A 25797-nucleotide genomic window follows, 5' to 3' on the forward strand; every position below is an offset into this window, starting at 1 on the left:
GTTTTGACTTTATTTTGACGAATTTGAAAGCCTTTTACTTAAAGCCTTATAGTAAATTTGAGAAATTGGAATGGTTTCTTCCGTTGTTGAAATCCTTATATAACGTTTTCTAGCATTTCCTTCTACAGATTCCAGATAATCCAGATTTACTAAATAAGAACGGTGTACTTGCCAAGCCTTTGGCAATTGTTTCATAATGTTAGATAATGTATTTCTAAATGTTTCTTGCTGCATTCCATTATCCGTTTTATAAAATACGTCCACATAATTTTGTTGCGCCTTGGCATAAATAAAATCCGCTTCACAAATTGTTAAGGTTTCAGATTTATTATTTCCAACAATGGTTACGGTCTTTTTACTCCTACTATTTTCTTTATCATAAAACGGAACTTCTATTGCCCCATAATTAGATCGCAAATAAAGCCATAATGGTACTACGATTGGTATAAATGGCAATCCGAACGATTTTATAAAACCCCACACGGCTTCTGAAGTAAATGATGATTGCAGGCTAATTAGAAAAAAATGATATAAAAAAGAGAGAAGAAAAATTAATAAAAGTGTTCCAGTGATATAAAAAAACTCATTTATAATAAACCAACGCTTTGTCTGTACGTTGTACACATAGTTTTCTAAAGGATGAATAAGTATTATTGGTATGATGATACAAAGCGAATATCCTGAAAGAATTAAATATTTAAATGAGAAATCATTGCTAGTATCAAAAGGTTCTAAAGTTATTAATAACACTGGAACCATAGTTCCCAATACTAATGCAATTAAAAAAGTATGTTTCCAATTTTTGGTATAGGCTATAGTTTTATTTAGTGAAATCATTTGTAATACCTGAGAATCTTATTAGTTACAGCTTAGCACCTAAACTTTTTAGTTGGCACAAAGTTATAGATAAGTTTTATTTTCACATGTCCTGAGCTAAATTGAACATTTCTTTCACTCGCAATTTTCACTTTAGCGACTTTATAAATATACACAGACCTTTCTATTAAGCATTAAAATCTACTTTACGCTTGGGGCTTGTTGTGTCTAGTGTTTTCTATGTACGATTCCGCTATTATTTCGTATGGTTTTTCTGCAAAACCATAAAGAATTGCTTTTTTTCTATTAATCTCTTTAATCCCGATTAAGGTTCTTCTTTCTCCGTCTCTAAAAATTGATGCGAAATAGGTGCCATGTAGAATCTCCAATACCAATTTTTGCCCCTCTCTTTTTAGTCGTTCGTTGACTTTTTGAATAGCTGGATTGTCAAGATATTTATTAAAAACAATTTGAATTCTTTCTCCATTCCATACTGCTTTATAGTCCACTTTTTGAATTTCTTCGTCTGTTAAATGCGTTTTTGTAGGTTCAATTCTTTCGTAATCCGTTATAAATTCAGTTTCCCCGGATATTAATTCCGTATCGTTAAATACAGTAAGGGTTTTACCCGTTCTAAAAATTCGTATGCGATTTTCAGCCACAAATTCAAATTTGGTTTCGGACAACTTTTCCATGTGAGTTGGTTTTTTTTAAGCAGTCCGTTTTCAGTTTCGTGTAATAGCTTAAAATAAAGAACTTGGTCGTTATTAAATTCAACGAATTCTGGATAGCTGTACGTGTCCGCGTCCCTAATCATTAATCAAGTTCCTTTAAATTTGTTCATTCTTTTGAATTACCTATATGGCTTTTTTGAAAATTAAGCACAACGGCTCGACTCGAATGTTAGTTTCTATAGTTGAAGATATTTAATTATATAAATAAAATCTTATTCAATTAGAATATTCTGTTATTAATTTTCCTAACGTAAATAATATTTCCTCTACTGAACATTAATTTTTGATATTCTATTGCCATCGTATTCAGCAATATATAGTTCATTATCATAAAGTGCTAATTCTCTTGGACCAGATAAACCTAATTTTACATCTGTTACAGTAGTTGAATTAGATGAAATATCAATTTTTGAAATCTTATTTCCTTCATATTCAGCAATGTATAGTATATTTCCATCAAGTGTTAATGCAGTAGGACCAGATAATCCAGTGGCTATATTTACCAATACAGGCTCTTTTTCCGAAATATCCATTTTAACAATTTTGTTACCTACCCTTAAAGCAATATACAAATCATTACCATTTAGTAATAAACCATCGGGGCGAGGACCAAATTCCAATTGAAGTACATCTATAAACGCAGGTGTTGTAGATGAAATATTTAGTTTTCTAATTTTATTCACGTCTGGTGCTGCAACAAATAATTCATTTCCATTAAAAGCCAATGCTGTAGGACCATTACTTCCTAGAATTACGGGACTTATGATAGGCGTTGTGACTGATATATCAGTTTTAGAGAGTAGATTAGCTTGAGGTTGAGAAATATATAATTCGGTGCCAGAGAAAGCTAACCTGCCAGTAAATAATTCCGTTAACACATCTGTTGCGATAGGGTTTTTCTCAGAAACATTGACTTTTGATACTTTGTAACCATCTACTTCAGAGTAATACAAATCATCTCCATTAAATGCTAATCCTGCAGGGCTCAATAAATCTGTTGTTACATCTGTAATTGTAAACAAATCGATTGTAGTAAAACTAAAAACACTGCTTGCAGTAGAATTGCCATTATCATCATTAGCTATTACTTTCCAGTAATAAACTTCTTCGGACTGTAGAAAGGAGTCAATTGTAAATTCAGTATCTTCAATATTAGAGGCGATTACTGTATTAGGATTAGAATTATTATCTAATATTAAATCGTAACTGATGGGGTCATTATCTAAATCTGTTGATGCTTCCCAAGTTAATGTAGGCTTTAACTCTATATTTTTTGATTGATCATTTACGGTTAAAAGTAAGAAGGGATTTGGAGCTTGATTAGTAGGGGTTTCTATAACTTCTTCATTTTCAACATTATCGCTTCCACAACTGGAAGTCAATAAAAATGTAGCAGTTATTATAAAAAAAATTATATTCTTTCTCATTTTCTTTTCAATATTTAAATAGATGTATCTTTAGTAAGTTTGGTCGTTTTTTAGAAGCACTAATTTAAAACAAAAAAACCATCACCTTTCAGTGATGGTTTTTAATATCAATTAGATAACGTATTACATCTTAGTTACCTTTTTTGTAATCTGCCAAGAACTTCTCTAGACCACTATCTGTCAATGGGTGTTTTAAAAGTCCTGTAATTGCACCTAAGCCACCGGTCATAACATCAGCACCGATCTTAGCACAGTCAATAATATGCATTACGTGACGTACAGATGCTGCTAAAATTTCAGTTTCAAAACCGTAGTTATCATAGATCAAACGAATATCCGCTATTAAGCCTAACCCATCTGTTGAAATATCATCTAAACGACCAATGAACGGAGATACATAAGTTGCTCCTGCTTTTGCTGCCAATAAAGCTTGACCTGAAGAGAATACCAACGTACAGTTAGTTCTGTATCCTTTATCAGAGAAATACTTGATCGCTTTTACGCCTTCTTTGATCATAGGTACTTTAATTACGATCTGTGGGCTAATTTTAACCAACTTCTCCCCTTCTTCAACCATTCCGTCAAAATCGGTAGAAATCACCTCAGCACTAACATCACCGTCTACCAAGTCACATATTTTCTTGTAATGTGCCAAAATATTATCGGCACCTGTAATGCCTTCTTTAGCCATTAAAGATGGGTTTGTGGTAACACCATCTAAAATACCCATATCCTGAGCTTCTTTGATCTCGTCTAAATTTGCTGTATCTATAAAAAATTTCATCTGTTACTAATTTTAAATTTATAATCAATGTCCCTAAAGCAATGCCTTAAAGATTATTTATTTTAAAAAATCTACTACTTGTTGGTATACTTGATCTCCGGTAAACCCAAATTTCTCATCAAGTACGGTTGCCGGTGCAGAGTACCCAAAGTGCTCTAAACCGAATACTTTACCATTTGGTCCTGCTAAACCTTCCAAGTTTACAGGTAAACCTGCCGTAAGACCGAATACCGGCTTGTTTGGCGGAATAATTTTTTCTTGGTAGGCTTCTAATTGTTGTCTAAACAAACCTTCTGAAGGTATTGAAGCTATATTCACTTTCAACCCTTCTTTCTCTTCCAACAATTTGGTTGCCGCTACTAAAGTAGATACCTCAGAACCGTTGGCAATTAATATTACATCTGGATCAGCTACTTCTTGTACCAAGTAACCTCCTTTTTCCGCTCCTAAAGCTTCTTCATAACGGTTACCGCTCTTAGCAGGTACATCACCTATACCTTGTCTGGACAAGATAAGACCTGTTGGCGTCTTTTGGTTTTCCATGGCCATTTTCCAAGCTACGTTCGTTTCTTGAGAATCTGCCGGACGTAATGCTACAAAACTTTGCTCATGACTATGGTTCTTTAATTTCTCTAATAAACGTATTTGAGCTTCTTGCTCTATGGGTTGGTGCGTTGGGCCATCCTCTCCTACCCTAAAGGCATCATGTGTCCATACAAACTTTACCGGTAACTCTTGAATACAGCTTAAACGAATGGCTGGTTTCATATAATCAGAAAACACAAAGAATGTAGCCACTACCGCCATAACCCCACCATGTAAGGCAATACCGTTTGCCATAGTTGCCATGGTCAATTCCGCTACACCTGCCTGTAAGAATGCTCCGGAGAAATCACCTTTCTTTAAAATGCTTGTTTTCTTTAAGAACCCGTCCGTTTTATCACTGTTAGATAAATCCGCAGAAGATACGATCATGTTCTCTACGTTCTGTGCCAAGTATGCCAAAACATTGGAAGATGCCGCTCTTGTTGCCTGACCTTCTTTTTGAGCTATAGAACTGAAATCCAATTTAGGTAATTTTCCTTCAAGGAAACCATCTAACTTAGCAGATAACTCTGGGTTCTCTGAACGCCATGCATCTATTTCCCTTTTCTTTGCCTGAGCTTCATCTTTCTTTCTATTGATGATCCCTTCGTAGTATACCTCTACTTTTGAATAAATATCAAAAGGATTGTCAACATCGGCTCCTAAATTCACCAAAGTCTTTTCATAATCTGCCCCCGTATCGCCAATTGGCTTACCATGTAACTCGGTGTACCCTTCGTACGGAGTTCCATCTGCAGTTACACAACCTTTACCCATTATGGTCTGACCAATGATCAAGGTAGGCTTTTCGGTTTCTGCATTGGCATCTGTCAACGCTTTTCTGATCTGCTCATGATCGTGACCGTCTATAGTAACTACCTTCCATCCCCATGCCTCATATTTCTTTGCAGTATCCTCAGAAGTTACCTCATCTGTTTTAGATGATAATTGAACATCGTTAGAATCATAGAACATGATAAAATTACTTAAGCCTAAGTGACCAGCAATTCTACCTGCACCTTGAGAAATTTCTTCTTGTACACCACCATCGGAAATAAAACCATAGATCTTATGGTTCATCCAATCGCCAAAACGCGCTTTTAAAAAATTGGCCGCTACCGCTGCACCAACACCCATAGTATGCCCTTGACCTAATGGACCAGAAGTATTTTCAATACCTCTTGCCACATCTACCTCAGGGTGACCAGGTGTTACCGATCCCCATTGTCTAAAATTGGATACGTCGTCTTTTGAGTAGTTCCCCAAAAGGTAATATTGCGCATACATCAATGTTGATAAGTGACCAGCATCCATAAAGAAACGATCTCTAAAAGGCCATTTCATATCAGAAGGATCATAGTTGAAAAATTCAGTATATAAAATGTGCATGTAGTCTGCTCCTCCCATTGGCCCACCTGGGTGCCCAGAGTTTGCCTTTTCTACCATCGCTACAGCTAATGCCCTAATATTATCGGCCGCTAATTGATCTAGTTCCTTGTTCATTATATTTTAGATTATTTTTCAGGTTCGTGTTAAATTCAAACTTATTAAATCTCCTCAAAGATACTTTATATAGGGCTCTAATTAAAATTATTTGCACAACATAATTCTATAGCACTCAACTATTAAACGGCTAAACTTCGATAGATTGATGCTTGAACTCTTTCGAAAGGGTTTTCGAAGAGTTTTTCATGTGCCTCCTGATGTATTTATCGGTTTATCTCCTCAAAATAAAACACTTATGCTTTGGTAAATGGAATAGCAAAATTCAAAGAATGCAGGCACTAGTGAAATCACTAAATGACTTTCGCAGGTTTGCACATTTACAATCTGCATATTATAACAATTTTAGCGTTTTCTGTACCCCTAAAATGCAGTTAACTCTTTTTGACAATTGCTTGATCCCCTTCCCCAATGATAACAATATTGGTAGTGGTCAAGAACAATCCTGTTTCTACTATACCGGGTATGGTCTTTAATTGCTGTTCTAAGGTCGTCAGTTTAACATCGGCATCCCAAATATCTATGTCTATAATGTCGTTGTTTTCGTCCGTTCTATAATGCTCACCATCTTTTAAACGTTGAACGGGACTAAGTTTCATGCCTTCAAGTTCCTTTATGATAAGCTGTGTTGCAAAGGGAATGGTTTCTATAGGCAATTTGAACTTACCTAGTTTTTTTACACTTTTAGAAGAATCGGCAATAACAATATTAAGATCGGAATTATGTGCCACAATTTTTTCGCGCAGCAATGCACCTCCACCGCCTTTGATCAACTGAAAATCTTGATCTACCTCATCCGCACCATCAATGGTAACATTCAACCGCTTTGCCTCTGCCAAGGTAATGACATCAATACCTAGTTTTCTTGCTAATTTTTCAGTCTCGTTAGATGTTGCAACGGCTTTGATGTGTAATCCGTTCTGCACCATTTCGCCAATGGCTTCAATCATAAAAAATGCCGTAGATCCGGTACCTAGACCTACATTCATTCCTGATTCAATAAATTTTACCGCCTCTAATGCTGCTACTTTTTTCTCGTTTACCACGCTCACTTATAATGGAATTTAGGTTCGTTATTTTCGCTAAAGATATTTATAATTGATCGATGTTCCCGTGATTGTTCATTTGTTCTAAAAAAAACTTTAGTGCTTTTGAATTCACCCTACACCAATTGCAAAAACATTACGGTAGATTTTCCATTTTCATTATTTGAAAACAGTTATTAATTTTCAATTGATTTTAAAGACAGTATAGGCACGTCTTTACAAAAATGTGCCTTATCAATGATATAATTAAGCCTCAGGTTTTTCATAAACTCATGATTACTACTGAATACCACAACCAATTGACAATTATTTTGATCAATGAAAGTACTTAAAGTAAAAGATAAAGCATCCTTAACCGATATGTTGTAAAATTCATGTGATACATTATGTAGTATTTTATCTATGGTGTACAAATTCAATTTTTTAAGGGTATTCAAATGATCATTAGATTTCTGAAAATTAAGAATATGAACTCTGCTATTAAAACCGCTACATACTTGTAACAATGAATTCAATTCGTTTCCCTTATAAAAATAATTTGCATCTGACAACAAGGCAATATTGGCTAGGTCCCTAAACGTAAACTTTTTTGGTATTACTAAAACAGGGCAATTTTGTACATTATCCAAAATCCTTACCGCATTTCTACCCATTAAACAAGAAGGGTCCTCTTCTTCTCCTGTTGCGCCCATTACTATAAAATCTAGAGCATACTTTTCTATAGCCTCTTTCACTTCTTCAATCAATAATGAAAATGTTGGGATTTTTACATAGGTATGACGGTGATTACCATGTTGCTTTTTAACACGTGACAGCAACATTGAAAGTCCCTTTTCCGATGCTTTCTGTGCAGTACAAGCTTTGGCTTCTACAACAGCATTACCCGCCATTAATCTATTACTGTAAATTTCTGGGGTATACGCATTTAAAAAATAGAACGTACATGTAGTATCGGCAAAAAGACGTAGTGCAAACTCGGTAGCATTCGATGCGGCCAAAGAAAAATCTGTAGGTATTAGAATGTTTTTCATGAGTAGAACGTATCAATATGAAGATAAATGTAGATGTCATGGTCCCTAGAAACTATGACATTTATCAGATCATAGAAATTTTAAAATCCGTCTATGAGTTCTTTTAAGGCACAATCATTTACGATACCTATTTTTTTACCTTCGGTTTTAATAAGCCCTTTCTTTTTAAAATCGGATAGCATTCTAATCAAAGATTCCGTTGCGGCACCTACAATGTTGGCATAATCATCTCTACTTAACGTGAGTAACAGAAAACCGTTTTCGTCTTCGCCATAGTTCTGTCTCAAATACAACAATGCCTCTGCAAGGCGCTGTTTTACGGTCTTCTGAGACATATTTACAATGACATCATCTGCCTCTTTTAAATCGTGCGCCATATGCCGTAACACTTCTAAAGAAAAATATGGATTGGTATTTAAAGTTGTCGTAATTATTTCTTTGGGAATAAAACATACCTCCATATCATTGATCGCCGTAGCGCTCAAATTGGTATAATCCTCTGCAATTACAGAACGTTGTCCCATTATTTCGCCCCTATTGGTCAATTTTACTATTTGCTCTTTTCCATTGCTACTAAGCTTGGACAACTTAGAAACACCGTTACGTACGCAGTAAACGCCATCTAACTTTTGCCCTTCTGAAAACAATGTATCTCCCTTTTTTATCTTTTTGGAAATTTTGGCATTGGAGACCTTTTTTAGCTCTTCTTTACTCAATGCTCGTAGCGAATTAAATTGTCTTATAATACAGTTCTCACATCTACTTTCCATGGCTATACAATTTAATATAGCACAAAATTAAACAAGCCAATTATGCTAAGAACTGACAATTATCATGTTTTAAAAAGTGATTGGTTTTCATCTTTGTGTACTTAATTGGTAAATGATTATGAAGGTTGATACATGTTATCATTGCGGAGATCCTTGTGATAGGCAACTGATCACTTTTGAAGAAAAGTCTTTTTGTTGTACCGGTTGCAAGACCGTATATGAAATTTTTTCATCTAACGACCTCTCCCATTATTACGAATTGCAAGAAGCGGCCGGTTCTACACCAAAAGCCATAGAAGGCAAATATGATTTTTTGGATAATGAAGATATCATTACCAAACTACTAGAATTTAATGATGGCAACATACAGATCGTTAATCTTTATATACCCACAATACACTGTAGTTCATGTATCTGGATTTTGGAAAACCTTAACAAACTGAACAAGAATGTAACGAACTCTCAAGTAGATTTCCCAAAGAAAACCATTAGGGTTACCTATGAAAAAAAGTTTGGATTAAAGTCCCTAGTTTTACTATTGGCAAAAATTGGATATGAGCCTTATATATCCTTAGAGGATTTTGAAGGAAAAAAGAAAGCGACCGATAGAAGCCTCATATACAAACTTGGTGTTGCAGGCTTTGCTTTTGGCAATGTTATGTTTTTATCTTTCCCGGAATATTTTGACCTAGGTTCCAGTGCGGCTTCCGGTGGTGAATTTTGGCTTAACCAGTATCAAGGTCTTTTTCGGTGGATGATGTTCGTTTTTTCATTACCTGTAGTCTTTTATGCCGGATGGGACTATTTTGTATCGGCTTTTAAAGGGCTACGTGCCAAACTCTTAAATATTGATGTACCCATTGCTTTAGGCATTCTAATGCTTTTTCTCAGAAGTACTTTTGATATTGCTTTTGACCTCGGTAGCGGATTTTTTGACTCACTTACAGGGTTGGTTTTCTTTCTTTTACTCGGCAAATTCTTTCAACAAAGAACCTACAGTTTTCTATCTTTTGAGCGAGATTATAAATCCTATTTTCCTATTGCCATCACCCGTTTGAACACAGACGGAACAGAGGAGACCGTGCCTGTTCAAAATATTGAAAAAGGGGATCGCATATTGATCAGAAACGAAGAAATGATTCCTGTAGACGGCACCTTAGTATACGGCAGTGCACAAATTGATTATAGTTTTGTATCTGGGGAATCTGAACCTGTAAAAAAAGAAATTGGCGAACAATTATTTGCCGGTGGAAAACAGTTAAATGGTGTTATTGAAATGGTAGCCTTAAAATCCGTTTCGCAAAGTTACCTTACACAATTATGGAGCAATGCCGTTTTTAAGACAGATAAAACCACCACTTTTCAGAACCTGACCGATAGTATTGGTAAGCGTTTTACCATTGCTGTACTTACTATTGCTTTTGTATCTACCACCTTTTGGTTATTCCATGAACCTTCTAAGGCCATGAACGTATTTACGGCGGTATTGATCATTGCTTGCCCATGCGCCATTGCTTTAGCTTCTCCTTTTACCCTTGGAAACATGCTACGCATTTTTGGCAAGAAAAAATTCTACATTAAAAATACCCAGACCATTGAGCAACTAGCCAAAATAGATACTGCCATTTTTGATAAAACAGGTACCATTACCACAAGTCAAAAAAGCACTGCTTATTATGAAGGCATGCCTTTGACCGCAGAAGAAGAATCCCTTTTAAAGAATACCATAAGGGCATCTAACCACCCTTTAAGCAGATCTTTATATGATCTGCTTAAAGAACAGAATATCATTACCTTAGATGAGTATGAAGAGCATATTGGCAAAGGACTTGAAAGCAGTAAGGGAAACATAAAAATGAAAATTGGATCGGCAAATTTTGTTGGCAAAGCAATCCCTGAAAATATGCTTGACACCTCTATGTATATTAGTGCCAATAACAATTACAAGGGCAGGTATGTTTTTCAAAATCAATATCGTGAAGGGTTATCTACCACTTTCAAGAATATGTCGCAGACCTTGAACCTGGCAATTTTATCTGGGGACAATGAGGGAGAAAAAACTAGATTGGAAGCTTTGTTACCCAAACTTACCCCCTTATTCTTCAATCAAAAACCAGAGCATAAATTAGCATTTATTAAAACATTACAAGATCAAGGCAAAAAGGTGCTTATGGTTGGTGATGGGTTAAATGATGCCGGCGCATTGGCACAAAGTAATGTAGGCATTGCCATATCTGAAAACATCAACGTCTTCTCTCCTGCGTGTGATGCCATCTTAGACGCTTCTAAATTTCAACAATTGTACAGTTATATACTTGCATCTAAAAAAGCGATCCGTATTATTAAAATGAGTTTTATGCTATCGCTGCTCTATAATTGCGTAGGCTTATATTTTGCGGTAACCGGACAGTTAGAACCAGTAATTGCCGCTATTCTTATGCCATTAAGTTCTATTAGCATTGTCGCATTTACTACGGTCATGACAAATTTTATTGGTAGAAAATTGTCTTAATCTGAATCCAAAAAAATACGTGTACTTAAATAATTTCAAGGTATGTACAGACAAACCTCATGAACAGGTTTGCCATACTACATTCCTTTATTCTTTTAATGATAACACCCACTATTTCAAACTTCAACAAAACAAACGTAAAATACTATTTACCAATACTTTAAATAGCAAAAATCAACCATAAAACCTTCTCCTCTTTTATATTTTTTAAGAAAAAAATCAAAGTATGACAATTGTCATTTTCTAAGGTAGCCTCCCCCCCTAAATTTACCGAATAATTAAGATTGGTATGAGTGTAATCTATGTTTTATTGGCAATTAGCCTAGTGGTCGCAATTATCTTTTTTGCCGCCTTTATCGTATCGGTCAAAAAAGGACAATATGACGATGCTTACACACCTTCTGTAAGAATGCTTTTTGAGGATGAATTGGTAAAGCCAAAGAAAGTGAAGAGTGAAGAGTGGAGTAAATGAACGGGTGGAACATATGAAAATAAATAAGAGTCTATTCTCTAAATTCTTTTCTCTCTGTTCTCCAAATAATAAAAATAAAATCCAACTAAATAAACAAGTATAATTATGGAAGTACAGCAGTTTTATTACGATAACAAAATCGTGAAAAATTTCCTTTATGCAACCATGTTTTGGGGTATTGTGGGTATGTCCGTAGGCTTATTGTTAGCCTTTATGTTCATGTTCCCTAATTTAACCGACGGCATATCATGGTTAAGCTTTGGTCGTCTAAGGCCTTTACATACCAATGCCGTTATTTTTGCATTTGTAGGTAATGCTATTTATGCGGGTGTCTATTACTCTACCCAACGTTTGTTGAAAGCTCGTATGTATAGCGATTTTTTGAGCAAATTCAACTTTTGGGGCTGGCAGTTGATTATTGTTGCCGCCGCCATTACCTTACCCTTAGGGTATACCAGTTCTAAAGAATACGCTGAGCTAGAATGGCCAATAGATATAGCCATTGCCGTTGTTTGGGTCGCTTTTGGTGTTAACCTCATAGGTACCATGATCAAAAGAAGACAACGTCACCTTTATGTGGCCATTTGGTTCTATTTGGCTACGTTTGTTACCGTTGCGGTACTCCATATTTTCAATAGCTTAGAACTACCGGTTACGGCATTAAAAAGTTATTCTGTTTACGCAGGTGTGCAAGATGCATTGGTACAATGGTGGTATGGGCATAATGCGGTTGCTTTCTTTTTAACTACACCCTTTTTGGGGCTTATGTATTATTTTGTACCTAAAGCGGCAAACAGACCTGTCTACTCCTATAGACTGTCTATTGTTCACTTCTGGTCGCTAATTTTTATCTATATATGGGCAGGTCCGCACCACCTATTATATTCTGCTTTGCCAGACTGGGCTCAGAACTTAGGGGTTGCCTTTTCCATCATGTTATTGGCTCCATCCTGGGGCGGTATGATCAACGGACTATTGACCTTACGTGGAGCATGGGACAAGGTTCGTACTGATCCTGTTCTAAAATTTATGGTGGTCGCTATCACCGGTTATGGTATGGCAACTTTTGAAGGTCCCATGCTTTCACTTAAAAACGTAAATGCCATTGCCCACTTCAGTGATTGGATTATTGCCCACGTGCATGTAGGTGCATTGGCATGGAACGGTTTCTTAACCTTTGGTATGATCTATTGGTTAGTACCAAAAATGACCAAGAAGAAATTATTCTCTACCCCATTGGCCAACTTCCACTTCTGGATCGGTACACTTGGTATTATACTGTATGCCTTACCAATGTACGTTGCCGGATTTACACAGGCCCTAATGTGGAAAGATTTTAATCCTGACGGAACTTTGGTCTACGGTAACTTCCTAGAAACGGTAAATGAAATTATGCCTATGTACTGGATGCGTGCCATTGGTGGTAGCCTTTATATTGTTGGAGCAATTGTAATGATATTCAACGTAGTACGCACTATTAAAGCTGGTAGCGTTATTGAAGATGAACTAGCTGAAGCTGCTGCACTTACACGTGTATCTAAAAGAAGAACCGCTGGCGAAACCTTCCATACTTGGTTAGAGCGTAAGCCAATTCAATTGACCATTCTGGCTACTATTGCCATATTAATTGGTGGTATTATTCAAATTGTACCTACCATTTTAGTAAAGTCCAACATACCTACCATTACAAGTGTAAAACCATATACACCTTTAGAATTAGAAGGTCGTGACCTATACATTCGTGAAGGCTGTGTTAGCTGTCACTCTCAAATGGTACGCCCATTTAGAAGTGAAGTGGAACGCTATGGGGAGTATGCCAAAGCTGGGGAGTTTGTTTATGACCACCCGTTCCTTTGGGGTAGTAAACGTACAGGACCGGATCTATTAAGGGTTGGTGGAAAATACTCGGACAACTGGCACCTAAACCATATGTACGATCCACAAAGCACCTCATCTGGTTCTATAATGCCCGCATATGCTTGGCTGGTTAGAAATGAGCATGATAGAAGCGATATACAAGCAAAAATGGAAGCTATGGTCAGTTTAGGTGTTCCTTATACAGAAGAAGACATTGCAAGTGCAGAAGCTTCAATGGATGCGCAAGCAACACAAATTGAAAAAAACCTGTACAGCGATCCTGATTTTGCAAAGACTTATGAAGCCGATAAAAAATATGCTGCAGAAAATGGAGAGGATTTTATAGAAATGAGAGATCGTGAAATTGTTTCCCTAATTGCTTACCTACAACGTTTGGGTACGGATATAAAAGTGAAGGAAACTGGAGAACTATTATCTGATAACAAAAACTAAAAGTCATGTTCAAATTTGTAAAAGGTTACATGGAAACTATTGATGGTGTAGCTACCTACCCCATGATATCATTACTAATCTTCTTTGTGTTCTTCACATTGTTATTTTGGTGGGTCATAACCGCATCAAAATCATACATAAAAGAAGTTAGCGAATTGCCTTTAGAAGAAGATAACCAACTAAATAACGAAATATGAAAAATACTACAGCTTGGTGGTTGAGAATAACCGTGGCCTTCTTCTTGGTCATCGTACTTATGGAAATTTATATTGATAGTGGCGATAAGCCGGCTTTTATAGCCTACCCTACTTTAATGTTCGGTTTTATGACACTTATCTTATTGCTATTAATTGCGATTGCCTTCATTGTTCAAGCTATTGAAAATGTGCTTTATAATACTTTAGATGATGAAGCTAAAGTAAGATACTTGGCAGAGAAGGAAAAAAAGTGGGAATGGACCTGGGGTAAAAAAATGTATGCCAAAATGTTGGGCAGCAAGCCAATAGAGTCAGAAGAGGAAATTATTCTTGACCATAACTATGATGGTATACGTGAACTAGATAACAATTTACCCCCTTGGTGGGTATATCTTTTCTACGCCTCTATTGTTTTTGGGGTAGTTTACTTAGCTCGCTTTCATGTATTTAACGATTATGACCAAGATCTTGAATACGAACAAGAAGTGGCTGCCGCCGAGTTAGAAATTGAAGCGTACAAAAAAACCGCTAAAGATCTTGTTGATGCCAGTACTGTTGAACTATTGACCGATGCGGCAGACCTAAATGCAGGTAAAGGCATCTTTGAAAGTAACTGTGTTGCGTGTCATATGGCTGATGGTGGCGGTGGTATTGGTCCAAATTTAACCGACAACCATTGGATTCTTGGCGGTGGCATTAAAAATGTGTTCAACACCATATCTGAAGGTGGTCGTGATGGTAAGGGTATGATCGCTTGGAAACAAAACCTGAAACCTGCTGAAATTGCGCAAGTAGCTAGTTATGTATTAAGTTTTCAAGGTACCACACCTGCAAACCCCAAGGCACCTGAAGGTGATATTTGGGAAGACCCTAACGCCCCCATTGAAAATAGTACAGAAGAAGTTGTTGCACCAGAAGTTGCAATCGACTCGGCTGCGGTTACTATGAACTAAATTTTAGTGCAAGGCAATGCCTTGTACATGCTGTTAAAAAGATAAAATGTCACAAGATCAAGATCATTTCAGGGATTCTATCGGAACCATAAAGGAAGATGGAAAACGGGCTTGGGTATTTCCAAAAAAACCCAGTGGCAAACTGTATACATATAGAAAGTATGTAAGCTACGTATTACTTGCCTTTTTGATCGCGTCTCCTTTTATCAAAATAAACGGCAACCAATTTTTAATGTTCAATGTGCTGGAAAGACGATTCAATATCTTTGGATTTCCATTTTATCCGCAAGACTTTCACCTTTTTGTCATCTCCATGATTATTGGTGTAGTTTTCATAGCTCTATTTACCGTGGCTTTTGGACGTATTTTCTGCGGATGGATGTGTCCACAGACCATATTCATGGAAATGGTGTTCCGTAGAATTGAATATTGGATAGATGGTGATCGTGGTGCTCAAATGCGGTTGGACAGGCAAGAATGGAATACAGAAAAAATCAGAAAACGTGCCTTAAAATGGTTCATCTTTTTTATCATATCATTCATTATAGCCAATATATTTCTTGCTTACCTAATAGGTAGTGATCGCTTGATACAATACATTACCGACGGACCTGCACAGCATATTAGTACCATGGTATCATTATTGATTTTCACCGCGGTATTCTATTTTGTATTCGCATGGTTTAGGGAACAGGTCTGTATCATTGCCTGCCCATACGGTCGTATGCAAGGAGTTTTATTAGATAATAAATCTATTGTCGTTGCCTATGACCATAAACGTGGTGAAGCTGAAAACGGTAGAAAAAAATGGCGTAAAAATGAAGATAGAACAGCTTTGAGCCATGGGGATTGTATTGACTGTTTTCAATGTGTAAACGTTTGTCCTACGGGTATAGATATTAGAAACGGAACACAACTAGAGTGTGTTAACTGTACTGCTTGTATAGATGAGTGCGATACGATCATGGAAAAGGTAAACCTGCCCAAGGGATTAATACGTTATGCCAGTGAAGATGAGATTACCAAAAAGGAAAAGTTCAAATTTACGCCTCGCTTAAAAGGATATACCGCTGTTCTAGTGATTTTAACAGGTGTTCTTATTGGTATGATGTTTTTAAGAAATGACCTTGAAGCAAATATTCTAAGGTTACCCGGACAGCTATATGAACATAAGGAAGGAAACATCATTAGCAATGTTTACACCTATAAATTGTTGAACAAAACTACAAAGGCGGTTGAAAATGTTCATTTTGAACTCATCTCTCCCAAAGGAGAAATTAAACTGGTTAGACATGAGAATTTTGATGTTGAACCAGAAGCCCTTGCTGAAGGTACTTTGTTCATAGAAATTAATGCATCTGCGCTAAGCGGCGATAAGAACAACCTTAAAATTGGGGTATATAGTAACGATAAATTAATTGAGACCACTACGGCTCGTTTTTTAGCACCACGTAGTTATAAGTAAAACACCTCAGGGCTAGTTCATGAGGTATTCAAAAGATACAAACTTTTAAATTAGAGGCAAGCTTCGGGGTATTATACCCTTTGGCGGTGCCAATAAAAATACAGCATCATGAAAATTAATTGGGGTACCGGTATTGTAATAGCTATTATAGCTTTCATTAGTTTTATTATGTTTTTTGTAGTTAAAATGACCACAAGTCATGATGCCAACCATGATCTGGTGACAGAAGAATATTATAAAGCAGAGCTTGGCTATCAAAAAGAAATAGATGCGGAGACTAATGCACGTGCAGCGTCGTCACAAATAAGACTCAAAAAATCTCCAGAGGGTTTACTCGTTATTTTTCCCGATGGATTTAATGATACCAATATCAATGGTATCGTATCCCTTTATAGACCTTCCAATAAGAATTTGGATTTTAATTTGCCCATTAGTTTATCCAATTCACAGTTGCTCATACCGGACAATCAATTGTTGGAAGGTCGTTGGGATATAAAAATTTTCTGGGAGTATGCCGGTAAAGAATTTTTACATAAAGAAAGTATAACCTTATAAACCATGTTATTATCTGCCCTTATACTAGGTCTTATGGGAAGTTTGCACTGCGTAGGTATGTGCGGACCCATTGCCTTTATGCTTCCCGTAGATAGAACAAATAATTATAAAAAATTCGGACAAATATTTATCTATCATTTTGGTCGTCTATTGGCTTACGGAATCATAGGTCTTGTATTTGGACTATTAGGTAAAGGGCTTTCCATCTTCGGTATACAACAGAAACTTGCTATTGCTATTGGTATTATAATGATTCTGATTGTTTTGATTCCGTATCAGACTTTCAACAAGTACAACTTGTCTAAACCTATTTACAAAGTCATATCAAAAGTTAAAAATCAATTGGGCAAAGAGCTTAAAAAGAAATCGCCGGATACTTTTTTGACCATTGGTTTTTTAAACGGATTTTTACCCTGCGGACTCGTATATATGGCGCTCTTTGGTTCTATTGCAATGGGCGATGCCCTACAAGGTAGCTTGTATATGATACTTTTTGGCTTTGGTACCTTACCACTAATGACAGCTGCCATTTATTTTAGTAATTTATTAAAAGGCGGTATACGCCAAAAAGTACAAAAAGCAATTCCTGTATTTGTCATTATCATTGGTGCGCTTTTTATTCTAAGAGGTCTTGGTCTGGGTATTCCTTATGTATCCCCTGCCCCGGTTACCCAATTAGTATCCAGTGCTATAGAATGCCACAACTAATGACAATTTTTAAATAATTCTATTCATATGAAACCGTTACCGAACGAGATTGTACTTCGCCCTAGGTTTCAATTGCACATACCAAAAAATAAAGAAACTGTTCTTAGCAAGTTTGAGCGGTCAAAGGAGAATCCGTTTGTAACGAAACGATTGGATGAGCATGTATTTATAAAGTTTAATAAAAAAGAGAACCATTTTTGGTCTCCGCAACTTCACATAGAAATTGATGAGATAGATGAAATTAGCTGCAAGCTACATGGTGTTTTTGGTCCAAACCCTACCCTATGGACATTTTTTATGTTCGTACATTTCATTGTCGCCACATTATTTATAATTATAGGTATTTGGGCATATTCAAGTGCATCATTAGGCAAAACATATCATATACAAGTAGGTCTTATGGTGCTGTTGGTCCTCATATGGTTTGTGCTATATTTTGCCGGTAGAAGCGGTAAGAAAAAGGGACAACCTCAAATGCAGCAATTATTTGATTATATGCAGAATGTTCTTACAGCTTAAATTTTAATGGTTGAAAACTCATTATTATATTTAAAACAACAAAAAAACAACCAAACACTACAAGAATGAGTTATAAGTTACTCTTATCGGTAGCATTTATCGTAATATCCGCTACCATTAATTTCGCACAAGAAAAACCTGAAGAACCAAAGGGTGTTGACAATATAGCCTATAAATGGGGGAAAATGGCTTTGGATGCCACCGCATCGGACACAGAGAAATTTAAACCCAGACCTACCATTACATCTCGCTACTTGGGTTTGATCTTTACTTCTATCTTCGATGCCTGGTCTAGATATGATGAAAATGCCATTCCTGTTTATTTGACCAATATTGATAGAAGACCTTTAGCCGAACAGACCCTTAAAAACAAAGAAATAGCAATAAGCTACGCTGCTTTTGGTGCTATGAAAGAATACTACTATTCCGATACCAAAATGTTCAGGGAATTCATGGTTCAATTAGGTTTAGACCCTGACAATACCTCTACAGATCCAACAACGCCTGAAGGTATTGGTAATTTATCTGCCAAAGCTGTAATAGATGCAAGACAAAATGATGGCAGCAACCAATATGGCCAAGTGGAAGGCTCTAACGGAGAAGCTTATTTTGACTATACCCATTATAGCCCAGTAAATACCGCAGATGAAAGTACCGATATCAACCGTTGGCAACCAAAATATTTCTCCGATGGTAACGGTGGTCAATATGCCCCAGGATGCCTTACACCATACTGGCAAAAGGTTAAACCTATCACTATGTCATCTGCCGATCAATTTAGACCGGGACCACCACCAATGGTTGGTTCAGAGCAATTAAAAGAAGAAGTAAAAGAAGTGGTCGATTTACAAGCCAACCTTTCTGATGAGGACAAAGCTCTGGTGGAATTTATGCGAGACGGTCCCCAATCTGTGCAACAGGCAGGACACTGGCTTAAATTTGCACAAGACGTTTCTCGCCGAGACAATCATACGTTAGACCAAGATGTAAAATTGTATTTCTTAACGGAAATTACTGCGATGGATGCTTTTATTGCTTCTTGGGATTCAAAAATGTTCTATGATTACGCAAGACCTTATGCCCTAGTACATGAGTACTATAAAAATAAAAAAATTAAAGCCTGGGGCGGACCAGGTAAAGGAATGATTGAAATGAACGGACAGGAATGGAGGCCTTATTCCCCAGATATTTTTCTTTGTCCACCATTTCCAAGTTATACTTCCGGTCATAGTACCATTAGCGGTGGTTGCGCAGAAGTGTTACGTTTATTTACCGGTAACGATTACTTTGGAGAGTCAGTGGAACTAATTCCCGGCAACTTAACCGAAATAGATACGGCGTATTATGGAAAGCCCGTGACCATTACCTTTCCTACATTTACCGAGGCTGCAAATATGGCGGGCATATCTAGGGTTATGGGCGGTTATCATATACAAGCGGATAATGTTGCAGGGTTAAAATTAGGGAGAGATGTTGCACAGCAAGCTTGGAAATTTTACAATGAGCACTTAGGTAACTAAACCATCATCTATCGTATAAATAAACAACCCCATGGAGATAAATTTCCTTGGGGTTGATTTTGTTTATAGGCTTTGGTTAGCTGCTATATTTTAAAGGTAATCACGGGTATTCTTGCATGGTTGACAACATCTTCGCCTATACTGCCATTAAACAGATGTGAAATTCCTTTTCTACCATGGGTAGGCATTGCAATGGCATCTGCTAAAATGGTATTACCATAATTTAAGATTCCTTGCTCTACACTATAATCATTGTAGATTTCAACCTGAACGGCGGCATTCGCTTTCGTAAGAAACTTATTTATTTTTTGATATGCATCCCTATTGCTCATAAAGGCATCATTAGGCGTATTTATGAACACTACTTCCATTTTAGCATTGATCATGTCTGCAAACTCTCTGGCTTTTTGAAAAGCCGGTAAGTTATCGTCATTGAAATCGCAGGCAAATACAAATCTATCAATGCTTAGGCCATTTACTTCACCTTTTATGACCAATACCGGTACAGTAGCATTTCTAACTACCTTTTCGGCATTTGAACCAATGAATATTTCTTCAAATCCACTAGAACCATTAGAGCCCATTACTATTAAGTTTGCATTGTGTTCTTCTGCAATAGCATCCAACTCACTGTAAACTTTATAATGTTTAATGACCGGTGTCACTTTTATACCGTCTAAATATGGTTTTTGTAGAAACTCTTCCAAGTTTTTCTCTGCCAGTTTTACTAAAAAGACGGTCTGTTCTATATACATACCATCCGGTGAGGTCAATATGGCTTGGTTAAGTTCTAACATATGCACCACAAAAAGTTCCACATCATGCTTTTTAGCCAGATCCGCAGCAGCTTTTAAGGCGTTTTCCGAAGGTTCTGAAAAATCTGTAAGTACTATTATTTTTTTCATGATTTTGTATTTAGTAATTAAACTGACGGTGATATACTTAAACGGTCATTGAAAACAACCGAGTATTTGGCTTTTTCTTTTGTAAAGGCAAATCAAATGCCATACACACATTTCGCACAAATGGTCTACCCTTCTCTGTTATGGTTAAACTATTTTCCTTAACGGTTACAATTCCATCTTCTTCCAATTCTTTAAGTCGATCTAGAATGTCATCCATTTGCGGTAGATATAGTTTAAAGGCTGTCCAAGTTGTTTTAAACTGGCACATTAAATTTAAGATATGCCTTCTAATTATTTGATCTTCATCCGTTAAAATATGTCCTCTATATAACGGTATAATATCATTTTCCACCAGATTTTGATATTCCTCTACATTTTTCACGTTCTGTGCAAAACCAAACCAGCTATCACTTATACTAGAAGCTCCTAAGCCTACCATTAAATGGGTATTAAAACTTGTATAGCCCATAAAATTTCTATGTAGACTTCCCTTCTCCATCGCTTGATGTAAACTATCGGTCTCGAGCGCAAAATGGTCCATTCCAATTTCGTGATAGCCAAATTTTAACAAGAGTTCTTTGCCAAGTTCATATTGTTTTCGCTTTTCATCACCAGCCGGTAAATCTTCTTCATTATAGCCTCTTTGCCCATTACCTGCCAACCAGGGCACATGTGCATAACTATAAAAAGCAATACGGTCCGGTTTAAGCTCCTTGGTCTTTTCAATAGTATTTATCACATGTTCAAGTTTTTGATGCGGTAACCCAAAAATGATATCATGACTTATTGATGTATATCCTATTTCACTAGCCCAATCAGTAACATTTTTTACATTATCAAAAGGTTGAATTCTGTGTATTGCTTTTTGAACGGTTTCATTGTAATCCTGTACTCCAAAACTTACTCTTCTGAACCCTACATCATATAATGCCTGTAAATGTTCTTTAGTGGTGTTGTTAGGATGCCCCTCAAAACTAAATTCGGCATCAGAGGCTTTATCGGCGTGTCTTAAAATACCCTCAATTAAAAACACTAAATGTTCTGGACTAAAAAAAGTAGGTGTACCGCCACCCAAATGCAATTCTTTTACAACTGGTTTTTCATCGAACATTGCCCTATACAAACTCCATTCTTTTAAGATCGATTTTATATAAGGTAATTCTACATCATGCCTTTTGGTAATTCGCTTATGACATCCGCAGAACGTGCACATGTTTTCGCAAAACGGTAAATGAATATAGAGACTGATACCGGTCATAGAATTACTGGCATGAAAACTTTTTTTCACCGTTTCTTCCCATTTCTTACCTGAGAAGGTATTTACATCCCAAAAAGGTACGGTAGGGTAACTTGTATATCTGGGTCCTGGTACATTATACTTTTGAACAAGCGAGCACATATTTATCTTATTTAATAACAAACATACACGTCATAAAAACCAAAAAATATGATTTATATCAGTTCAATAGAAAAGTAATACCCCTAACTTTTCATGAACATTAAAACAGTTTAAAACATGCTATGTAACCAATGTTACCGTATAGCATATTCAGTTATCATAGTTTTGATATATAAAGTACTTCTATGTTTTTAAAAGGCTCTAAATTGTACAGTATCCTCTTTTTAAAATGCCCTAGATGCCATAAAGGGGAATTCTTTGAAGCTAATCCCTATAAATTAAGTAATTTCAACAAGGTAAAAGACTATTGCCCTAAGTGTAAGTTAAAATACAGCATAGAACCCAGTTTCTATACCGGATCTATGTATGTTTCGTATGCCGTTGGTATTGCCGTTGCCGTTGCAACATATGTTTTGTCCTTGATTTTTAATTTACAACTTTCATTGGTAAGCCTATTCATAAGTATTGTGGTTGTCCTAATACTGACAATGCCATGGATCGCGGCGGTTTCAAAATCCATATGGGCAAACATATTTTTTACCTATGATAAGAAAATAGCTAAGAATATCAATTAACACGAACATGATCCAAGACTTGACCGCAGCATATGGTAAAACATTCGAAAATGAGCTTATTAATGAAATAGTTCAAGTAGGTACGTTCAAAGAAGTGCCGGAAGGTTTCAAACTCATGGAGATCGGCGACTTTGTAAGGGGTATGCCTTTACTAATTTCTGGTGTTATTAAGATTTTAAGAGAAGATGAAGATGGCGATGAATTACTGCTATACTATCTGGAAAAAGGTGATACCTGTTCCATGACCATGGCTTGCTGCATGGGAGATAATAAAAGTGAAATTAGGGCCATAGCCGAAACGGATACCAAACTGATCATGGTGCCTATTCAAAAAATGGAAGAATGGACTACCAAATATAAGTCTTGGCGCAATTTTGTATTCAATAGTTACCATGAGAGATTAAATGAACTTTTAAATACTTTGGATAATATTGCGTTCCAAAAAATGGACGAACGTTTAATTGGTTATTTAAAGGAAAAAGCCAGAGTAACAAAAGATGATATTATTCATAGTACCCATCAAGAAATTGCATATGACCTACATAGTTCAAGGGTCGTAATTTCTAGACTTCTAAAAAAATTGGAAGAAATGGGCAAAATAAAACTACACCGTAACTATTTAAAAATTTTAGATTTATAATACCTCTGTAACCTTTGTTACTGCACAGGTTTCTACACCGCTCTACTTTTGTGATACTAAATAAATTACATGGAAGTATTGCATATTCTAGGGTATATCAGCGCCCTAATTATTGGTATATCTTTAGGTCTTATTGGTGGCGGCGGCTCCATTCTTGCCGTGCCCGTTTTAGCGTATCTTTTTTCAATTAATGAAAAAGCTGCAACTGCGTATTCTCTCTTTATAGTTGGTGCAAGCGCACTGGTAGGTGGTTATAAACAACATTTAAAAGGTTACGTAGATTGGCGTACCGCTATCGTTTTTGGTATTCCGGCCATTATAGGTGTAACCTTGGTAAGACATTATGTTGTACCGGCATTGCCTAACATTTTATTTGAAATAGACAGTTTTCAATTTACACGTAGAATGGCCATGTTTGGGCTATTTGCTATTTTAATGATACCAGCAGCTTACTCAATGCTAAAAAAAGAAAAATGTATTGAGAATACCGGAACGGTTACCTATAACTACCCTCTAATTTTGTTGGAAGGTCTATTGGTAGGCAGTATTACGGGACTTATTGGCGCAGGAGGCGGATTCTTAATTATACCGGCATTGGTCATTTTAGCAAACGTTGAAATGAAGGTTGCCGTAGGTACTTCATTGATCATCATCGCTATAAAATCTTTATTGGGTTTCTTATTAGGTGATGCAATGACTATGCTTATCGATTGGCAATTTTTAGCGCTTTTCACCTTTCTTTCATTGATAGGCATTTTCATAGGTAGTTATCTCAGCAATTTCATTGACGGTAACAAACTAAAGAAAGGTTTTGGCTATTTCATATTAGTAATGGCCGCTTTTATATTCTACATGGAATTCTTTAGGTAAAATTTTTCTTATGTGACCAATGTCACTGTACACCTGCATTACATAAGATAATTTTGTGGTATTAATCAAAATATATAGTACAATGAAAATAGAACAAATATATACAGGCTGTCTTGCACAAGGCGCCTATTACATTGAAAGTAATGGTGAAGTGGCTATAATTGACCCGTTACGGGAGGTACAACCTTACATTAAAAAAGCAAATTCCGATAATGCCAAGATCAAATATATTTTTGAGACGCATTTTCATGCAGATTTTGTGAGTGGTCATGTAACGTTAGCAAAAGAAACCGGCGCAAAAATTATATATGGTCCACAGGCCAATCCGTCGTTTGATGCCTATATAGCCAAGGATAATGAATCATTCACATTGGGTAATGTTACCATTATTGCACTACATACACCTGGGCATACAATGGAAAGTACAACATATTTACTAAAAGATGAACAAGGTAAAGACCATGCCATTTTTAGTGGTGACACCTTGTTTTTGGGTGATGTAGGCAGACCAGATTTAGCACAGAAAATGGGAGAAATCACAGAGCGTGATCTTGCAGGTTTTTTGTATGACAGTTTAAGAGAAAAAATAATGCCACTGGCAGATGAGGTAATTGTATATCCTGCCCATGGTGCCGGTTCTGCATGCGGAAAAAACATGATGAAAGAAACGGTAGACACGCTAGGCAACCAGAAAAAAATGAACTATGCTTTGCGCGCGGATATGACCAAAGAAGAGTTTATTGATGAGGTAATCGACGGATTGTTACCTCCACCGCAATATTTTCCATTGAACGTTAAAATGAACAAAGAAGGTTATGAGGACGTTAAAAAAGTTTTGGAACGTGGTACAAGAGCTTTATCACCAGCTGCTTTTGAGGCGGCAGCAAATGAAACCGGTGCCATTGTTTTAGATGTACGCCATCAAGATGATTTTGCCAAAGGACATGTTCCACGATCCATATTCATTGGATTGAACGGAAGTTTTGCACCTTGGGTGGGCGCCCTGATTGCCGATGTAGAACAACCTATCTTATTAGTTGCTCCTATAGGTATGGAAAAAGAAGCGGTCACCAGGTTATCTAGAGTTGGCTTTGATGGTACCTTAGGATACCTAGATGGAGGTTTTGATACTTGGAAAAATGCATCAATGGAGTATGACACCGTAAGTCAGGTTAATGCAGACGGACTTAAAAAAGCAATTGAGACAGAGAAACCCCCAGTTTTTGATGTAAGAAAAGAATCTGAATTTTTATCTGAACACATCATAGATGCTGTTAATACGCCGCTAGATTACATTAATGACCATTTAACTAAGTTTCCAGACAATAAATTGTTCTACCTACATTGTGCAGGTGGCTATAGAAGCATGATAGCATCGTCTATCTTAAAAAGTAGAGGTATACATAACCTAATTGATGTCAAAGGTGGATTTGCGGCAATAAAAGAAGCTGGTGTTCCCGTAACGGAATTTGTTTGCCCAACTACATTATAATTTGAGTAA

Annotated in this window: 24 protein-coding genes; 14 read left to right on the forward strand and 10 right to left on the reverse strand. The window is 36.5% G+C overall.

Features of this window, described 5'->3' with window-relative positions; all coding sequences use genetic code 11:
• Positions 1-9: 9 nt before the first annotated feature.
• From YQ22_RS01155 to YQ22_RS01190, 8 genes are all read right to left on the reverse strand, one after another.
• Positions 10-837 (reverse strand): LytTR family DNA-binding domain-containing protein, encoded by an 828-nt coding sequence (locus YQ22_RS01155; protein WP_071339739.1) that lies wholly within the window; start codon positions 835-837, stop codon positions 10-12.
• A 185-nt stretch (positions 838-1022) separates the two neighbouring features.
• Positions 1023-1511: a hypothetical protein gene (locus tag YQ22_RS01160; protein WP_071339740.1), complete on the reverse strand. Its 489-nt coding sequence runs from the start codon at positions 1509-1511 to the stop codon at positions 1023-1025.
• A gap of 305 nt (positions 1512-1816) precedes the next feature.
• Positions 1817-2977, reverse strand: coding sequence for a hypothetical protein (locus YQ22_RS01165; protein ID WP_071339741.1), 1161 nt, complete (start codon positions 2975-2977; stop codon positions 1817-1819).
• Between the two features lie 130 nt (positions 2978-3107).
• Entirely contained in the window at positions 3108-3761 is a 654-nt protein-coding gene (gene fsa / locus YQ22_RS01170) for a fructose-6-phosphate aldolase (RefSeq protein ID WP_058105582.1), read from the reverse strand.
• A gap of 57 nt (positions 3762-3818) precedes the next feature.
• On the reverse strand, positions 3819-5849 hold the full coding sequence (locus YQ22_RS01175; protein ID WP_071339742.1) for a transketolase family protein: 2031 nt from the start codon (positions 5847-5849) through the stop codon (positions 3819-3821).
• A gap of 374 nt (positions 5850-6223) precedes the next feature.
• Entirely contained in the window at positions 6224-6901 is a 678-nt protein-coding gene (rpiA, locus tag YQ22_RS01180) for a ribose-5-phosphate isomerase RpiA (RefSeq protein WP_083414158.1), read from the reverse strand.
• Positions 6902-7071: 170 nt separating this feature from the next.
• Positions 7072-7926 carry a universal stress protein gene (locus YQ22_RS01185; protein WP_071339743.1) on the reverse strand — a complete coding sequence of 285 codons (855 nt, stop codon included), beginning with the start codon at positions 7924-7926 and terminating at the stop codon, positions 7072-7074.
• Positions 7927-8006: 80 nt separating this feature from the next.
• Positions 8007-8696, reverse strand: coding sequence for a Crp/Fnr family transcriptional regulator (locus YQ22_RS01190; protein WP_071339744.1), 690 nt, complete (start codon positions 8694-8696; stop codon positions 8007-8009).
• A 118-nt stretch (positions 8697-8814) separates the two neighbouring features.
• Between YQ22_RS01190 and YQ22_RS01195 the strand changes: the two genes are divergently transcribed.
• From YQ22_RS01195 to YQ22_RS01240, 10 genes are all read left to right on the forward strand, one after another.
• Entirely contained in the window at positions 8815-11208 is a 2394-nt protein-coding gene (locus tag YQ22_RS01195) for a heavy metal translocating P-type ATPase (protein WP_071339745.1), read from the forward strand.
• Between the two features lie 289 nt (positions 11209-11497).
• A complete protein-coding gene (gene ccoS, locus YQ22_RS01200) occupies positions 11498-11680 on the forward strand; it encodes a cbb3-type cytochrome oxidase assembly protein CcoS (RefSeq protein WP_071339746.1) in 183 nt (60 codons plus the stop codon).
• A gap of 105 nt (positions 11681-11785) precedes the next feature.
• A complete protein-coding gene (gene ccoN / locus YQ22_RS01205) occupies positions 11786-13990 on the forward strand; it encodes a cytochrome-c oxidase, cbb3-type subunit I (protein ID WP_071339747.1) in 2205 nt (734 codons plus the stop codon).
• A 5-nt stretch (positions 13991-13995) separates the two neighbouring features.
• Positions 13996-14187, forward strand: a complete 192-nt coding sequence (locus tag YQ22_RS01210) for a cytochrome c oxidase subunit IV (RefSeq protein WP_058105576.1) — start codon at positions 13996-13998, stop codon at positions 14185-14187.
• Entirely contained in the window at positions 14184-15140 is a 957-nt protein-coding gene (locus YQ22_RS01215; RefSeq protein WP_083414159.1) for a cbb3-type cytochrome c oxidase N-terminal domain-containing protein, read from the forward strand. Before YQ22_RS01210 ends, YQ22_RS01215 begins: the two co-directional genes overlap by 4 nt.
• A gap of 46 nt (positions 15141-15186) precedes the next feature.
• On the forward strand, positions 15187-16605 hold the full coding sequence (gene ccoG / locus YQ22_RS01220) for a cytochrome c oxidase accessory protein CcoG (RefSeq protein WP_071339748.1): 1419 nt from the start codon (positions 15187-15189) through the stop codon (positions 16603-16605).
• 108 nt (positions 16606-16713) lie between these two features.
• Positions 16714-17160: a FixH family protein gene (locus YQ22_RS01225; RefSeq protein WP_058105574.1), complete on the forward strand. Its 447-nt coding sequence runs from the start codon at positions 16714-16716 to the stop codon at positions 17158-17160.
• A gap of 3 nt (positions 17161-17163) precedes the next feature.
• Positions 17164-17868 (forward strand): sulfite exporter TauE/SafE family protein, encoded by a 705-nt coding sequence (locus YQ22_RS01230; protein WP_071339749.1) that lies wholly within the window; start codon positions 17164-17166, stop codon positions 17866-17868.
• A gap of 27 nt (positions 17869-17895) precedes the next feature.
• Entirely contained in the window at positions 17896-18387 is a 492-nt protein-coding gene (locus YQ22_RS01235; RefSeq protein ID WP_071339750.1) for a GTP-binding protein, read from the forward strand.
• A gap of 65 nt (positions 18388-18452) precedes the next feature.
• Positions 18453-19907 (forward strand): vanadium-dependent haloperoxidase, encoded by a 1455-nt coding sequence (locus tag YQ22_RS01240; RefSeq protein ID WP_071339751.1) that lies wholly within the window; start codon positions 18453-18455, stop codon positions 19905-19907.
• Between the two features lie 83 nt (positions 19908-19990).
• On the opposite strand, the gene YQ22_RS01245 is transcribed toward YQ22_RS01240, so the two are convergent.
• A complete protein-coding gene (locus YQ22_RS01245) occupies positions 19991-20812 on the reverse strand; it encodes a universal stress protein (protein ID WP_071339752.1) in 822 nt (273 codons plus the stop codon).
• A 37-nt stretch (positions 20813-20849) separates the two neighbouring features.
• On the reverse strand, positions 20850-22211 hold the full coding sequence (gene hemN, locus YQ22_RS01250) for an oxygen-independent coproporphyrinogen III oxidase (protein ID WP_071339753.1): 1362 nt from the start codon (positions 22209-22211) through the stop codon (positions 20850-20852).
• Between the two features lie 185 nt (positions 22212-22396).
• On the opposite strand from hemN, the gene YQ22_RS18795 reads away from it, so the two are divergent.
• The 4 genes from YQ22_RS18795 to YQ22_RS01265 all read left to right on the forward strand — a co-directional run bounded on the left by YQ22_RS18795 (position 22397) and on the right by YQ22_RS01265 (position 25788).
• Positions 22397-22786 carry a DUF983 domain-containing protein gene (locus YQ22_RS18795; protein ID WP_083414160.1) on the forward strand — a complete coding sequence of 130 codons (390 nt, stop codon included), beginning with the start codon at positions 22397-22399 and terminating at the stop codon, positions 22784-22786.
• Between the two features lie 7 nt (positions 22787-22793).
• Positions 22794-23426, forward strand: a complete 633-nt coding sequence (locus tag YQ22_RS01255; protein ID WP_071339754.1) for a Crp/Fnr family transcriptional regulator — start codon at positions 22794-22796, stop codon at positions 23424-23426.
• A 69-nt stretch (positions 23427-23495) separates the two neighbouring features.
• The gene (locus tag YQ22_RS01260) at positions 23496-24296 is read left to right on the forward strand and encodes a sulfite exporter TauE/SafE family protein (protein WP_071339755.1); all 801 of its coding nucleotides are present in this window, start codon (positions 23496-23498) and stop codon (positions 24294-24296) included.
• 82 nt (positions 24297-24378) lie between these two features.
• Positions 24379-25788 (forward strand): MBL fold metallo-hydrolase, encoded by a 1410-nt coding sequence (locus tag YQ22_RS01265; RefSeq protein WP_071339756.1) that lies wholly within the window; start codon positions 24379-24381, stop codon positions 25786-25788.
• Positions 25789-25797 lie beyond the last annotated feature (9 nt).

The sequence above is a fragment of the Maribacter sp. 1_2014MBL_MicDiv genome (assembly GCF_001865655.1).
Classification (GTDB): Bacteria; Bacteroidota; Bacteroidia; order Flavobacteriales; family Flavobacteriaceae; genus Maribacter; species Maribacter dokdonensis.

Bases quoted from the DNA above. Each gene is read 5' to 3' on its own strand.
- YQ22_RS01155 (WP_071339739.1), bottom strand. From the start codon at position 837: ATGATTTCACTAAATAAAACTATAGCCTATACCAAAAATTGGAAACAT.
- YQ22_RS01160 (WP_071339740.1), bottom strand. From the start codon at position 1,511: ATGGAAAAGTTGTCCGAAACCAAATTTGAATTTGTGGCTGAAAATCGC.
- YQ22_RS01165 (WP_071339741.1), bottom strand. From the start codon at position 2,977: ATGAGAAAGAATATAATTTTTTTTATAATAACTGCTACATTTTTATTG.
- fsa (WP_058105582.1), bottom strand. From the start codon at position 3,761: ATGAAATTTTTTATAGATACAGCAAATTTAGACGAGATCAAAGAAGCT.
- YQ22_RS01175 (WP_071339742.1), bottom strand. From the start codon at position 5,849: ATGAACAAGGAACTAGATCAATTAGCGGCCGATAATATTAGGGCATTA.
- YQ22_RS01185 (WP_071339743.1), bottom strand. From the start codon at position 7,926: ATGAAAAACATTCTAATACCTACAGATTTTTCTTTGGCCGCATCGAAT.
- YQ22_RS01190 (WP_071339744.1), bottom strand. From the start codon at position 8,696: ATGGAAAGTAGATGTGAGAACTGTATTATAAGACAATTTAATTCGCTA.
- YQ22_RS01195 (WP_071339745.1), top strand. From the start codon at position 8,815: ATGAAGGTTGATACATGTTATCATTGCGGAGATCCTTGTGATAGGCAA.
- ccoS (WP_071339746.1), top strand. From the start codon at position 11,498: ATGAGTGTAATCTATGTTTTATTGGCAATTAGCCTAGTGGTCGCAATT.
- ccoN (WP_071339747.1), top strand. From the start codon at position 11,786: ATGGAAGTACAGCAGTTTTATTACGATAACAAAATCGTGAAAAATTTC.
- YQ22_RS01210 (WP_058105576.1), top strand. From the start codon at position 13,996: ATGTTCAAATTTGTAAAAGGTTACATGGAAACTATTGATGGTGTAGCT.
- YQ22_RS01215 (WP_083414159.1), top strand. From the start codon at position 14,184: ATGAAAAATACTACAGCTTGGTGGTTGAGAATAACCGTGGCCTTCTTC.
- ccoG (WP_071339748.1), top strand. From the start codon at position 15,187: ATGTCACAAGATCAAGATCATTTCAGGGATTCTATCGGAACCATAAAG.
- YQ22_RS01225 (WP_058105574.1), top strand. From the start codon at position 16,714: ATGAAAATTAATTGGGGTACCGGTATTGTAATAGCTATTATAGCTTTC.
- YQ22_RS01230 (WP_071339749.1), top strand. From the start codon at position 17,164: ATGTTATTATCTGCCCTTATACTAGGTCTTATGGGAAGTTTGCACTGC.
- YQ22_RS01235 (WP_071339750.1), top strand. From the start codon at position 17,896: ATGAAACCGTTACCGAACGAGATTGTACTTCGCCCTAGGTTTCAATTG.
- YQ22_RS01240 (WP_071339751.1), top strand. From the start codon at position 18,453: ATGAGTTATAAGTTACTCTTATCGGTAGCATTTATCGTAATATCCGCT.
- YQ22_RS01245 (WP_071339752.1), bottom strand. From the start codon at position 20,812: ATGAAAAAAATAATAGTACTTACAGATTTTTCAGAACCTTCGGAAAAC.
- hemN (WP_071339753.1), bottom strand. From the start codon at position 22,211: ATGTGCTCGCTTGTTCAAAAGTATAATGTACCAGGACCCAGATATACA.
- YQ22_RS18795 (WP_083414160.1), top strand. From the start codon at position 22,397: ATGTTTTTAAAAGGCTCTAAATTGTACAGTATCCTCTTTTTAAAATGC.
- YQ22_RS01255 (WP_071339754.1), top strand. From the start codon at position 22,794: ATGATCCAAGACTTGACCGCAGCATATGGTAAAACATTCGAAAATGAG.
- YQ22_RS01260 (WP_071339755.1), top strand. From the start codon at position 23,496: ATGGAAGTATTGCATATTCTAGGGTATATCAGCGCCCTAATTATTGGT.
- YQ22_RS01265 (WP_071339756.1), top strand. From the start codon at position 24,379: ATGAAAATAGAACAAATATATACAGGCTGTCTTGCACAAGGCGCCTAT.